The organism is Dryocola boscaweniae, assembly GCF_025215095.1.
Taxonomy (GTDB): domain Bacteria; phylum Pseudomonadota; class Gammaproteobacteria; order Enterobacterales; family Enterobacteriaceae; genus Dryocola; species Dryocola boscaweniae.
The window spans coordinates 1-442 of sequence record NZ_JALHAP010000031.1; the positions used below are offsets into that span (position 1 = coordinate 1).

Here is a 442-nt window from a genome sequence, read left to right on the forward strand (position 1 = left end):
GTGCTCAAGGGCTCCAACGCCAAGTACGCCACCGTGGGGGACGTGATCGTGGCCAGCGTCAAGGAGGCCATCCCCCGGGGGGCGGTCAAGGAAGGGGACGTGGTCAAGGCCGTGGTGGTGCGCACCAAGAAGGAGGTCAAGCGCCCCGACGGCTCCGCCATCCGCTTTGACGACAACGCCGCCGTGATCATCAACAACCAGCTGGAGCCCCGCGGCACCCGCGTCTTCGGCCCCGTGGCCCGGGAGCTTCGCGAGAAGGGCTTCATGAAGATCGTCTCCCTGGCGCCGGAGGTGCTCTAATGCGGGTGAAGATGCACGTGAAGAAGGGGGACACGGTTCTCGTGGCCTCCGGCAAGTACAAGGGCCGGGTGGGCAAGGTGAAGGAGGTCTTGCCCAAGAAGTACGCCGTCATCGTGGAGGGGGTCAACATCGTGAAGAAGGC

The 442-nt window shown here is 65.2% G+C and carries 2 protein-coding genes; both read left to right on the plus strand.

Translation table 11 applies throughout. The features are described 5' to 3' along the window. On the plus strand, window positions 1-300 hold a 300-nt coding region (gene rplN, locus MUA00_RS00150; protein ID WP_271130445.1), incomplete at its 5' end, for a 50S ribosomal protein L14. Window positions 301-311: 11 nt separating this feature from the next. After that, the coding region (locus tag MUA00_RS00155) for a KOW motif-containing protein (protein WP_271130446.1) at window positions 312-442 on the plus strand (131 nt) is incomplete at its 3' end.